This is a genomic window from Paenibacillus xylanilyticus (assembly GCF_047246825.1).
Classification (GTDB): domain Bacteria; phylum Bacillota; class Bacilli; order Paenibacillales; family Paenibacillaceae; genus Paenibacillus; species Paenibacillus xylanilyticus_B.
In genome coordinates, this window is record NZ_JBFOLB010000001.1 from 302,764 (window position 1) to 316,307 (window position 13,544).

Below are 13,544 nucleotides of genomic sequence, written 5' to 3' on the forward strand. Positions count from 1 at the left end.
GCTTTAGAGTTAGCGGGTTTTCTTCTATTTAATAATACTGGATCTTTTAATTGGATTTTTAAGGATTTGTACCAAAAAGAAGAAGTTGTACCTTCACCTAGCGCAAATGAAGGGTGTATCATTAACAGAACACTTTTGTAAACGCTTACCAAAGGAGGAGGTACATATGAAGCACCTATGGTCCAAATTCTCGCCGTTGTTTCGCAGATTTATGATTTCTTATCTCATTATTCTCATGATTCCTCAAATCGCCGGATATGCCTCCTATAGAGCATCCATTGAAGCAGCGAGGACAAGCTCGATTGAGAACAGCCTCAAATCGCTCAACCTGAGCAAGGAAATTATCGAACGAAATCTTATGCTGGTGGAGGATTTTACGAGACAGCTGGCAATTAACCAGGATTTATACCGTTTAATAGCCGATCCTAAGCCGCACGACGCTAATAATGTCTACGGTTTGAGCCGCATGCAGCGCAGTCTGTCCATGTACAGCAGCACCAACGATTATTTGTCTCATTTCTTCATTTATATTCCGAACTATAACGTCATCATTACACCCACGACGGTCTATTACCGACCTGAACATTATTATGCTGCCAATCCACTGGAAAGCATGACGTTCGAAGAGTGGAAAGAAAGCATATTGAAAAAGCCGCATTTAAACGAAATTATTCCCCTTCGAAACTATAAGCATGAGATTCGCACCAATGTGCTTGTGGACGCACCTGCTATCACATTTCTTCAGTCACTTCCTTTAAACAGCTTCAACAAACCACAGGCTACCATTGGCGTCATGATTGATGAGAATCAGATGGCGAGTTTGACTCAGCATATTGTGGAGCAATATGGGGGTTGGACACTGGTGACAGATTCCAGTGGGGATATCATTTTCTCTCGCGGTATAAATGAAACCGAGGCGGAAAACTTGAAAGATATGCCTGCCGGCAAGGACGATGGAGTGCGGCCTACGGGTGACGGACGGCTGCTAATTTCCATTCACTCCAAACAAAATGGATGGAATTACATGGCTGGCATCCCCGAACGTGCGCTGATGGTAAAGGCAGATCAGATCAAGCACGTTACCTTAACCTTTACGCTAGCAACACTTGGTTTCGGATTATTGATTGGGCTTCTGCTGGCTTACCGACACAGCGCGCCGATTCATCGGCTTCTGTCCGTGTTCCGGGAACAGGATATTGGGCTGCCTGGAAAGGCAAGCAACGAATATGATTTTTTGGCAAGCAACATCACGAGCCTTATTACCAATAACCATTTACTCAAGAATGCAATAAATGAGCAGATTCCCATGCTGCGGGACGGGTTTATCAAGCGTCTGCTGACGGGTGAGTTTTACACCATCCGCGAGTTGGAGGCGATTTCTTCCCAGACCGGCATATCCCTCCATACCAGCCGGGGCTTTGTGGGAATCCTGAAGGTAGACGGTTATGGCAGTCCGGATAGCGAAGAAATTATTCAAGAACTAAGCTTAGCGAGACTTATCGTGCGCGAAACCATGACGACATGGCATGCCGACGTGTTGATAACAGACTGGGGAACAGATCAGATAGCTTTTGTGCATCCGCTGAGCAAAGAACCTTCAAATACAGCCTTACACACAACGGTATCCGAACTGAGCAAACGGATGAATGGTGTATACCAGGATTACCGGGTATCGACCACAATCGGAATTGGTTCTTCTTATGAGGTATGGAATGATGTTGGCCGTTCGTTTAACGAAGCCAGACAAGCGTTGGAATATGCCATTCATATGGGGACAGAGCATCTGGTGAGATTCGAGGACACCGTAAAGGAAACCGAATTGTACTACTATCCGATTGAGTCCGAACAGCGTCTGCTAAATACGCTGAAGGCGGGAGAAATGGAAGAATCCGATCGTGTTCTGGATCAGTTGTTCAGCCGAAATTTTACAGAGCGAGAGCTGTCTTATGACATGACACAGCAGTTCGTTGTGGAACTAAAGGGAACATTCCTGAAGTTGGAACCCAAGATCATGCTGGACGAAGCACATGTCGAGGAGTTTAAGAATCGGATTGCGGCCATTCAGGTAACGGACAGTGTTGGCGTACTCCGGGACAAGTTTCATCAACTGGCGAAAGACGTCTGCCGGGACGTACAACGCAAAAAATCCAACATGCATGCGGAAATTGTTAACGAAACGATGGCTTACATTCAGAAACGTTATGCCGATGCGACCTTGACGGTGTATCGGATTGCGGAACAAATGGGGAAACCGGAAAAATATATCTCGCAATTATTCAAGCAGTACACCGGGGAGAACCTTTCCGACTATCTGGAAGTGGTACGAATTAACAAAGCTGCTGAACTGCTGCGTGAGAGTCAGCAGACGATTGATGAAATTGCCCTGACAACCGGATATAACAGCGCGCATTCGTTCCGAAGAGCCTTCAAGCGAGTCAGAGGGGTTTTGCCTAGTTCATTTCGCCAGATGGAGGATCAAATGAAATAAAGCTGCACAATCATTATCACCAAACTAAGCGGAAACCACAAAAAAATCAAATTGAAAAGTAAAGCAATATCAGGCTTCCCGACCTTTTTGTCCTTGAATCGTACCTCATCGAGCAAAGTGTACCTTTACGCGACCAGGTGGGCCCTCTTATGATTACGAACAAGAAAGCGCTATCAAAAAATGAGGGCCTTATTCATATAGGCTACCTACTGGGGGGATGACTCTGAGAACGACAATTTCGAATGGCAAAACGGTAGTGAAACAAGGCAGGCGCTCTGCAGTGAAACTGGCCTTGTCCAGAAGCTGGAGGAGGCACTGGCAGCTGTACCTGTTGATGATTCCTCCAGTTGCATACTTCCTTATTTTCAAGTATGTGCCCATGGTTAATGCAGTGCTCGCTTTCAAAGATTACAACGTGATCAAGGGGATTTGGGGGAGTCCGTGGGTAGGCACCAAATATTTTGAGCTGCTTTTTCAAAACCCCGCGTTCGCTACCCTCATCAAAAACACGCTGTATATTTCGTTTTACAGTTTGGTCGTGGGTTTTCCGGTCCCGATATTGCTGGCACTGGCGTTGAATGAAGTCAAGAACGCCCGATTCAAGAAAACAGTGCAGATGGTTACTTATGCACCTTACTTTATTTCAACAGTTGTCATGGTATCCATTATCATGCTGTTCCTATCCCCGCGGCTGGGCATTGTAAACACGATTGCAGGGTCGCTTGGTTTTGAAGCAGTCAATTTTCTTGGAGAGCCTGGGCTGTTCCGTTCCATCTATGTGTTTTCTGATGTCTGGCAGAGCATGGGATATTCGGCGGTCATTTATTTGGCAGCACTAGCGGGTATTGATCCTTCATTGTATGAGGCAGCCAAGGTTGACGGAGCTAACCGGTTTCAGAAAATGTTGAACATCGATCTGCCCGGCCTGCTGCCGGCGGCAGTCATTATCCTGATCCTGAGCGTTGGCAATATCATGGCGGTCGGATTCGAGAAAATTTATTTGTTGCAAAATCCGTTGAACCTATCCGCTTCCGAAATTATCTCCACATATGTGTACAAGATGGGTTTGCTGAATGCCAATTACAGCTTTGCTACCGCTGTTGGCCTCTTCAATTCGCTTATTAACCTGATTCTGTTGTTAACAGTCAATGCTGCCGCCAAGCGTCTGTCCAATACAAGCTTGTGGTAATGCGGCAAAAGGAAGGGGGATAAAAGATGAGCAAATTGCAATCCCAAGCCAGTTCGGCGGTTAGTCGGAGGAGCACAATCAGAGAATCTTTTGGGGACCGGGTGTTTATAGCCATCATCTACGTCATTCTGACTGTAGTCTTGATTGCGGTACTCTATCCACTGATCTATATCGTAAGCTCTTCCCTGAGCAGCCCGGCAGCAGTTACTTCCGGAAAAGTTTGGCTGTGGCCCGTGGATATGACACTGGACGGCTATAAGTCTGTACTGCGCAACGATCAGGTTATTATGGGATATGCCAATTCGTTATTTTATACCGCAATCGGAACACTAATTAGTGTAGCGCTGACCATTATGATTGCTTATCCACTTTCCAAAAAGACCTTTGTCGGGCGCAGTCCTCTCATGATGTTCATTACGTTCACCATGCTTTTCTCCGGCGGATTAATTCCAACTTATCTGGTGGTCAAATCCATGGGACTGATCGATACTCGCTGGGCTCTTCTGATTCCAAATGCCATTTGGGTATGGCAAGTCATCATCGCACGCACCTTTTTTCAGAATTCAATCCCGGAAGAACTGTCCGAGGCAGCCGATATTGACGGATGCAGTGATATTCGTTTCATTTTCAGCGTCATTCTGCCTCTCGCCAAACCGATCGTGGCTGTTTTGTCTTTGATGTATGCCGTTGGACAGTGGAACGCATATTTTGATGCGCTAATCTATTTAAAAACGCAATCACTCTACCCGCTTCAGTTGATTCTCCGCAGCATTCTGATTCTGAGTAACAGCACGGGAAATATGGATGTGGGAGAGATGGTGAAACAGCAGCAGATGGCCGAGTTGATGAAGTTTTCGCTCATTGTTATGGCCAGCTTGCCCGTACTCGTCATCTATCCGTTTGTTCAGCGATATTTCGTTCAGGGCATGTTGATTGGCTCCGTCAAGGGCTAGTTCACGACAATCATTCATAAGGGAGAGGGTCTATTTGAGAAAAACAGGAACATTCGTACTTGCTTGTATACTGCTTCTGTCTGTGGCACTGGCGGGATGTTCATCCAGCGGGGAAAAGGGAGAGGGGGCTTCATCCGGAGACAACGCCTCCATTAACGTATTCGCTCACCAAAGCTCGGATACCAACCTTCAAACGAACAAGTTTACGAAAAAAATGGAAGAGAAGTTCAACATTAAGATCAACTGGACGACCGTTCCTTTTGACGGTGCAGCTGAAAAAAGACAGATTTCACTGGCTTCGGGTGACTACCCTGACCTGTATTTGCTCATTCCATGGGTGGACCGTTTTTCTCAAACAGACCTGTTAAAATTTGGCCAGCAAGGTGTCATTGTACCGCTCAATGATCTGATTGACCAATATGCGCCGAATATCAAAAAGGTACTGGACAGCAGTGAGTACTATAAAGCGATGAATACTGCGCCCGACGGCAATATTTACGGTCTGACGGGCTTGAATGAATGTTTCCACTGTTCCTATCCGAACAAGTTGTGGATGAATACCAAGTGGCTGAAGCAGCTCGGCTTATCCGAGCCCACAACGACAGAGGAATTTAAGGAAGTGCTGAAAGCATTCAAAACCAAGGACCCGAACGGCAACGGCAAAGCCGATGAAGTTCCACTTAGCGGTTCCATTGAAAATTTCGGCGTGCATATCATTCCCTATTTGATGAATGGGTTTATCTACGACGATGACAGAACCTATCTCATTGCGAAGGAAGGCCGGGTTGAGACGGTTGCGAGCAAACCGGAGTGGAAGGAAGGACTTGCCTATATCAAGTCGCTGTACGATGAAGGCTTAATTGACCCCGGTGCGTTCACGCAAAATGTTGGGGCATTTAAAAAAATCGGAGATAACGCTGATGCGCAGCTTCTTGGCGCAGGTGCAGCCATGCACCCGTCTCTTTTTGTAAATACGGCCGAGGATTCTCCGTATGGGAAGGATTACAATCCGATTCCTCCGTTGAAAGGGCCGCATGCCAATTATGCAACCTATAACTATCCAATAGATCCTGGAGCATCGTTTGTACTCACAAACAAGGCAAGCGAAGAAACGCAGATAGCAGCCATAAAAATGCTGGATTATCTCTACACAGAGGAAGGAGCCATGAGCGCATATCTGGGTGAGGAGGGCACGAGCTGGCGCAAGCCGCAAGAAGGAGAAGTGGCCCTTAATGATCAGGTGCAGCCACTCTACAAAGCAATTCCACTCCCGACAGGAGAGGAGCCGCGTAATGACAGCTGGGGTGCGCTCAGTCAGTACAATCACCACAGAGCTTACCGGGATGCCGAAGTACAAGGCAAGGACATCTATGCGGGTGACGGATATGAGCGCCGACTTTATGAGGCGACACTGCTGATGGAAGGCAAAGAACCCGATGAGATATTTCCGCATTGGGCACTATGGGTGGATCCGGCAAATGCAGATGAAACAAGCATGATGCAGACGAATCTCAAGGATTATATTGACCAGAACGCCCTGCAATTCATCACTGGAGCGAAGAGTCTGGAAAAAGATTGGGACGATTATGTGAAAGGGCTGGAGGGCCTGAATATGAATCGTTATCTTGAAATTATGCAGTCCGCGTATGATTCTTCAACCATTTCCAAGTAAGAAGAACATACCTGATTGAGTTTTAGAATCAGCTGTGCGAGCACAGACCGTCCATCTTCCTAAAAAAACGGACCCGGTTCGCAGTCCTGCGAATCAGGTCCGTTTTTTAGAAGATGGATACCCTTACTTTGTGTGCGCTTACAATGATCTGCTTTAATATATGCGATAGCAGCCGCTCAAAGCCAACAGACTGAAGAAATACAGACAGTTGTCATAGTACCGCCGCTCGCCCTGGCGCAGCGGAGTGTTCCAAAACTGGTGCACGAACTGGCTTACATGCGGACCGTCTGCGGCCAGAGAAGCCATGGCATTGGTGGCGAGAAGTCCAATGGGATGCAGCGACGGCTCATCGAAAGGTTCACCTTCGATGGTGTAACGACGATAATCGGATACTTGAATCTCACTGAAAAACGCCTGTATCCGATTGGACTGCTCCACTTGCCAACGATCCTTGCCGAACCATTCCCAGTCAAGGGCTACGTTGGCCGCAACCCGGTAAGCGTCACTGTAAAAATGTCTGAAATCTCCATGACGCTGAGGCGGTGCGGGTGTGCCATCAAAATTGGCATACTCGGGCGAGAGTCCGGTCACCGGGTGACATGCTTTGTGCAGGTACGCCCGGCTCGCTGTCGCAGCCTCTCTCCAAAAGGCTTGATCGCATTCATCTGCGTACTTCGCAAACAGTTCATAAAAATGGGGCAGATGATAGGAGGGGTCACTAAACGGTGATTCTGGCACAAATTTGATTAATTTGGTTTCCGGGTCCCACATGGGATCGCCCTCGCCATGTTCACCTTGATGCACGCAGGCGTGTAGGATTTTTCTCGCTTGCTGCGCATAATCATATGGCGCGGCTCCCTCTCCCCATCGGTTGGAGGCAAAGAATAGGGCCATAGCAAAAAATTCTTCCCCGTCCGGAGCAGGGCCTTGCGATATCCGCGTGCCGTCAGGTTTGCAATGCCATGCAAAATAGTCCTTGTATCGGCCATCGGCATGCTGCATGAATGTTTTCGAGTAATTCCAGAGTCGATCGAATTCTTCTTTTTTGTCCATTTGCACAGCCATCATCATGCCATAAGACATGCCTTCCGAGCGAACGTCGTTATTGCCGGTATCGAGAAGGTATCCTTTGTCCTCAGCCATGGGGTAATAAATTCGCGTATTAGGGTCACCGTAGAACAATTCGGTCCATGTGTCTTCGATTTTTGCTCTAATATCTTCGTCAGAGTAGCCGTGCTCCAAGAACAGATTTCTGTACTCGGAAGTATTGTAAGCGCCTTCAGTAATATGAGCCAAGTTAATTTCCTCCTTGATCGATCGTACTCACTTTAGTATAGCATGCGAGTTATGGATCAAATTAAAGCATTTTCCTTAAAAATCTTAGTTTATTGGCCTGAACTATTGGCCCGAAGAAAAATATGGGCAATAATTCAATAGTGTTTAACCGAAGTGAAATTTCATAATAAATCATCGCTATCGATTCACATATCATGAAAGAGTACTGATCTGCTGAAATACGTCATTTTTATTCCTTATTTGGCTGATAAAATTAGATTAAACTCATACAAATTTCACCTAATATTCGTATTGGAGGTTCACAATGAAGGAATCGAATCGGAACCATCGAATGTGGTACAGCAAACCGGCGGAGGTGTGGAACGAGGCTTTGCCAATCGGGAATGGTCGTCTCGGTGCAATGATATTCGGTGGCGCAGCTGAAGAGCGCCTGCAGTTGAATGAGGACTCGATGTGGTATGGTGGACCACGCGATCGTAATAATGAAGATGCACTGCCCAATCTGCCGCATATCCGCAAGTTAATAATGGAAGGGAAACTCCAGGAGGCTGAAGAGATTGCATCCATGACGATGGCCGGGCTTCCGGAAGCCCAACGACATTATCTGCCTCTTGGGGACCTGCAGTTATCATTCGTTAATCATGATGGTCCCATCGAGGATTATGTTCGAGAGCTTGATTTGAACCGGGGCATCTCCAGAGTTAGCTATCAAGTCAATGGTATCTGTTATACACGTGAGCTGTTTGCCAGCCATCCGGATCAAGCCATCATCATCCGAATTTCAGCAGACAAGAAGAATGCACTGTCTATAAAAGCCCGATTTAATCGACAGAAGTGGAGGTATTTGGAGAAAACAAAGAAGTGGGAGCAGAGCGGGCTCATCATGCTTGGTGAATGCGGTGGTAAAGACGGAAGTTCCTTTGCGACTGTTTTGAAAGCGGTGCCAACTGATGGTGCCTGCCGGCTCCTTGGCGAGTACTTGCTGGTGGAGGACGCGAGCTCGGTCACGCTGATGCTGGCTGCGGAAACGACTTTCCGCAATAAAGATCCGGAATTGTACACTAAACGTCGCGTGGAAGAGCTCAGCCGGACTGCTTATGATACGCTGCTTGCACGGCATACATCGGATTATGGTGAACTGTATAACAGAGTTGCATTGAACTTGACCCAAAGGATTGACTACCATGATCTTCCGACCGACGAGAGATTAAAACAGTTTCAACAGGGAGAAGAAGATCCCGGATTGATCGAAACCTATTTTCAGTTTGGTCGTTATCTGCTGATTTCCTCAAGCCGGCCAGGCTCTTTGCCTGCAAATCTTCAAGGGATATGGAATGACAGTTTTATGCCGCCATGGGACAGCAAATTTACCATCAACATCAACACACAAATGAATTATTGGCTCGCTGAAAACTGCAATCTAGCAGAGTGTCATGAGCCATTGTTCGATCTGATTGAGAGAATGCGTGAGCCCGGCCGAATTACGGCTCGGACGATGTATGACTGCCGGGGTTTCACTGCACATCATAATACCGATATTTGGGCAGACACGGCCCCTCAGGATACCTACCTACCAGCTTCCTTCTGGCCGCTGGGCGCTGCTTGGTTATGCCTGCATTTATGGGAGCATTATCGCTATAGTCAGAATCGCATTTTTTTGGAGAAGGCCTACGAAACCATGAAGGAATCTGCACAGTTTCTCCTTGACTATTTGATCGAGGATGCAGAAGGGCGCCTGATTACCTGTCCATCCGTTTCTCCAGAGAACAGTTACAAGCTGCCTAATGGCGAGATTGGGGTGCTCTGCGCAGGTGCTTCAATGGATTTTCAGATTATAGAAGCTCTGTTCACTGCCTGCATCCGCAGTGCCGAGTTGATCGGAAGAGATCTTTCATTTAGAAAAGAACTTGCTGCAGTACTGGAACGAATTCCGAAACCGCAAATCGGTAAAAATGGACAAATTCAGGAATGGATGGAGGACTATGAAGAAGTGGAGCCGGGACACCGCCACATCTCGCATCTATTTGGGCTGTACCCTGGAGAAAGTTTCACTCCAGAACACACGCCGGAGTTGGCGAAAGCTGCACGTACCACTCTGGAGCTCAGACTGAAAAATGGTGGTGGACACACCGGCTGGAGCCGGGCCTGGATCATTCATTTCTGGGCAAGGCTTCAGGATGGGCAGAAGGCTTATGAAAATGTCAGGGCTCTCTTGGAGCACTCCACGTTGCCCAATCTTTTTGACAATCATCCGCCGTTTCAGATTGACGGCAACTTCGGTGGGTCATCCGGAATTGCCGAAATGCTAATGCAGAGTCACACAGAAGTGATCCGGCTTCTGCCTGCCTTACCCGACAACTGGGATGAAGGGAGTGTTCAGGGACTCAGGGCCCGAGGCGGATATACACTGGACTTCTCCTGGATGATGGGAAGAGTTACTGAAGTCACCGTAAAAAGTACAATTGCTGGACTTTGTCAGTTGGAAGGCCCTGGCCTTGAGCCGATTTCCTTCCATGCAGAAGCTGGACGATCCTATACTTTTACTTAAACAGATTCCGTTCAACGTGTTGTTACAAGGTCAATTATCCGTAAACGAGTTACTCTTATTAGTGGGGAAAGGATGGTTTTCATGCAAGGTACAAGTGAGCCGCTTTTGGACTTCGAATCACAAGCTTATCGTGATCTGATTTCAAAATCGCTGTTGAATAAGGGGCATAACGCCAGACTGAAAAGGGCAATCGAGAAAACAAAACGAGGGGAGCCTGTAACGATTGCATACATCGGTGGCTCGATTACCCAAGGTGCTGGCGCTGAACCGATTCATATGAATTGTTACGCTTACCGATCCTTTGACCTTTTCAGGAAAATGTTCGCTCCAACAAGCAACGTGCCATTACGTTTTATTAAAGCTGGTTTGGGCGGCACGCCTTCCGAGCTCGGTATCATCCGTTATCACCGGGATGTACTTAGAGAAGGAACGGTTCAGCCAGACATCGTGATTGTGGAGTTCGCAGTGAACGATGCCGATGATGAAACCCAGGGGATATGTTATGAAAGCCTTGTGCTCCAAGCTCTTGGTGCTGACAATGATCCTGCTGTCATTCTGCTGTTCAGCGTATTTGAGAACGACTGGAATCTGCAGGATCGCTTGGCACCTGTAGGTTGGCATTATAATCTCCCGATGGTTAGCGTGAAAGATGCGGTTGTGGAGCAGTTTAAATATACCCCAGCGGAAGGAGGCATCATTTCCAGAGAGCAATTCTTTCACGACATCTATCATCCGAGCAATGCCGGGCATTTCATCATGGCCGATTGTCTGGGCTGGTTATTCGAGGTAACGAATCATTCTGACCTGGACAAAGAAAATTTGGCGATGGATAAACCACCGCTAATCGGAAATCATTTTGTAGATGTGAAGCTGCTGGATCGACTGAATGGCGACGCTATCGCCCGAATCGATGCGGGCGGATTTGGGAGAATAGACACGGATCTGCAAATGGCAGAAATGGATGATCACGCCGTCGGCACTCCTCATTTCCCTAATAACTGGATGCACACAGGAGATCGTGATGATGGAAATGGCAGCTTTAAAATGATCCTGCGGAGTAAATGACTCATTCTCGTCTTCAAGGACTCTGGAAGCGACGAGTTCGGGATCGCCAATATAAGCGTGGATGGTAAGCTGGTAAGAAAAGCCGACCCGAGTCAAATTAAGTGGACCCATTGTCATGCCATGCTTCTGTTTGATGAAAAGGATGCAAGGGAGCACACCATCGAGATTGAAATGGCTGAAGGCCATGAGGACAAACAGTTTACGATTCTGGGCTTTGGCTATGTCAATTAAAACGCGGTATGAAGCTTAACAGAAGTCACTGGATGCAAATGAAGGAAAGGGGAGGCTCGTAGCGAGCGTGAATTAGACTCGAATCATGCTTTCTTGAAAATTTGCTCAAGTGCTGTGCTTTTTGGAGTTCATCCAGAAAGTACAGAACAAATAGACAGGAGCATTCCTACTGTGGCTGTGCGGCAGGGAGCGTTCTTGTCTTTTGTTCTAATACCAAAAAAATACATAGCCCTCATAGACTGTTAAGAACTCAGTTTTATCAAAACGCTGTAAATGAGTAAAGCTTTGGATACTAAATCAAATATTGTCTGTTGTAAAAGAGCTGAAAGCTCTAGATAATTAAAAAGGTACGCTTTTCCAGGAAATTTGCATCAGAGTCCGGGTCTAGGATGCCCTATGGTTCGAAAGAAGGTAATGCTGCTCATTTACCAGGTAAAAGATATGCATCATATGATACTATTGGTTTGAAATGAAACGTGATCACATTCGCTGTCGAACACAAAACAAACTTCATTTAATGGGAAGGGGGAAACATGAAATGATGGATGTTTTATTGGTGGATGACGAGCCATGGGTGCTGGAAGGATTGAGAACCATGGTCAATTGGGAAAAACACGGTTTTCGAATCTGCGGAGAGGCCGAGAACGGAAATGCCGCCTGGACCATGATTGAGCTTCTTCATCCAGATCTGGTGTTTACAGATATTCACATGCCTTCCGTGAGTGGCCTTGATCTGATTGACCGTTCCAGACACGAGCTGGCCAAACCACCGCGATTTGTCATATTAAGTGGATACGATAGCTTCGAGTATGCGAAAACAGCACTGGAACAGCGGGTGGAAGATTACTTGCTCAAGCCCATAGATGAAGCCGAGATTGAAACCGTATTGGAGCAGATGAGCCGTAAAATCCAGAAAGAGCATGATTCAGAGAAATTGTATCAACGCGAGCGTGCCTTATATGTGAATTGTTTGTTCAAACGCCTGCTTCAGGGTGAAGAAAGCTGCGAACTAAAAGCGGAAGTAGAAGAAATGCTGCAAATGGAAGGTCATGAGAACATGGCATGTCTATTGATTGAAACAGATATGTGCAAAGAGGACGTACATGCACGGTTGCATGGTGTTGCTGAGGCTCATTGGTCAGAACCCTTTACGGATGCCGAAGGAAGAATTGGCGTGTTCGCCGCTGAAATTGAAGATTCTCTGACGCTGCTTGAGATGTTGGGGAGAAGTTTGTTTGAGATGCACTCTGCACATGCGTCAATCATTGTAGCATTCGGAAATGAATCAGGCGGAGTAGGTGCTATGCGGACAGCGTATGAAAAAGCACAATCTGCGATCAAATGGAAGCGCTATCATCAAGGGTGTGGAATTGTTCATCATCAGGATTTGCCACAAAATAATGCCTTGTCGAGTGTGAATCAAAAAGCGTTGACAAACCTGATGGAAATCATAATGTCCGGGGAAGAGGAGCGGTTGGAAGCAAAGGTACAAGCGCTGCTTGCCAAACCTGACTCAGGGCAGCCAGTGTCGGAAATCGAATACGTCAGGGTTCAATTGCTTGCTCTTGAAATGGGTGTCCTCAAGAAACTGAAGGAGCTGGATGGGGATGTGGACCACTTTATGCTTCACGTTCAAAATATGTCAGGCGGTATTACTGAAATAGACTCATATCCTGTGTTTTTGGAGTATGCACTTGTATTAAGTCTCCACGCTTTGAAGACGTTACAGGATCAGCGAAAAGAAAAGGAATGTAACACGATTTTCTGTGTGGTGCAGTATGTCAATCAGGAGTTCAGGGAGAAGCTGCAGCTTCAGGAGCTTGCACAAAAATTTCATATGAATGCCAACTATTTGGGGCAAGCATTTAAACAGCAGACCGGCAAAGCTTTTCGGGAGTATTTAAATGATAAACGAATTGAAGAGGCGAAGCGGCTATTACGCCAAAGCTGTATAAGTATTGCCGACGTTGCGGTGAATTCCGGTTATCCGAATGCCGACTACTTTGTAAGCCAATTCAAGCGAATGACTGGCATGGCTCCTTCTGCATATAGAAAGCAGCAATAGGCCTTTCGGAAGATGAGATGAACGAAGGATGGCGATA

The 13,544-nt window shown here is 46.8% G+C and carries 9 protein-coding genes; 8 read left to right on the forward strand and 1 reads right to left on the reverse strand.

Annotated features, from left to right (window positions below; translation table 11 throughout):
• Positions 1–166 precede the first annotated feature (166 nt).
• From AB3N00_RS01330 to AB3N00_RS01345, 4 genes are all read left to right on the forward strand, one after another.
• The gene (locus AB3N00_RS01330; RefSeq protein ID WP_413032939.1) at positions 167–2,488 is read left to right on the forward strand and encodes a helix-turn-helix domain-containing protein; all 2,322 of its coding nucleotides are present in this window, start codon (positions 167–169) and stop codon (positions 2,486–2,488) included.
• A gap of 334 nt (positions 2,489–2,822) precedes the next feature.
• Positions 2,823–3,677, forward strand: a complete 855-nt coding sequence (locus tag AB3N00_RS01335; protein ID WP_413035161.1) for an ABC transporter permease — start codon at positions 2,823–2,825, stop codon at positions 3,675–3,677.
• Positions 3,678–3,703: 26 nt separating this feature from the next.
• Entirely contained in the window at positions 3,704–4,630 is a 927-nt protein-coding gene (locus AB3N00_RS01340; protein ID WP_413032940.1) for a carbohydrate ABC transporter permease, read from the forward strand.
• Between the two features lie 34 nt (positions 4,631–4,664).
• Complete coding sequence (locus AB3N00_RS01345; RefSeq protein WP_413032941.1) at positions 4,665–6,302, forward strand: ABC transporter substrate-binding protein; 1,638 nt, start codon at positions 4,665–4,667, stop codon at positions 6,300–6,302.
• Between the two features lie 153 nt (positions 6,303–6,455).
• Here AB3N00_RS01345 and AB3N00_RS01350 read toward each other — a convergent pair whose 3' ends face one another.
• On the reverse strand, positions 6,456–7,598 hold the full coding sequence (locus AB3N00_RS01350) for a glycosyl hydrolase family 8 (RefSeq protein ID WP_413032942.1): 1,143 nt from the start codon (positions 7,596–7,598) through the stop codon (positions 6,456–6,458).
• 304 nt (positions 7,599–7,902) lie between these two features.
• Between AB3N00_RS01350 and AB3N00_RS01355 the strand changes: the two genes are divergently transcribed.
• The 4 genes from AB3N00_RS01355 to AB3N00_RS01370 all read left to right on the forward strand — a co-directional run bounded on the left by AB3N00_RS01355 (position 7,903) and on the right by AB3N00_RS01370 (position 13,507).
• The gene (locus tag AB3N00_RS01355) at positions 7,903–10,146 is read left to right on the forward strand and encodes a glycosyl hydrolase family 95 catalytic domain-containing protein (protein ID WP_413032943.1); all 2,244 of its coding nucleotides are present in this window, start codon (positions 7,903–7,905) and stop codon (positions 10,144–10,146) included.
• Between the two features lie 81 nt (positions 10,147–10,227).
• Complete coding sequence (locus tag AB3N00_RS01360; protein WP_413032944.1) at positions 10,228–11,211, forward strand: SGNH/GDSL hydrolase family protein; 984 nt, start codon at positions 10,228–10,230, stop codon at positions 11,209–11,211.
• Between the two features lie 57 nt (positions 11,212–11,268).
• Positions 11,269–11,442: a hypothetical protein gene (locus AB3N00_RS01365; RefSeq protein ID WP_413032945.1), complete on the forward strand. Its 174-nt coding sequence runs from the start codon at positions 11,269–11,271 to the stop codon at positions 11,440–11,442.
• A gap of 538 nt (positions 11,443–11,980) precedes the next feature.
• Complete coding sequence (locus tag AB3N00_RS01370; protein WP_413032946.1) at positions 11,981–13,507, forward strand: helix-turn-helix domain-containing protein; 1,527 nt, start codon at positions 11,981–11,983, stop codon at positions 13,505–13,507.
• Positions 13,508–13,544: the final 37 nt, after the last annotated feature.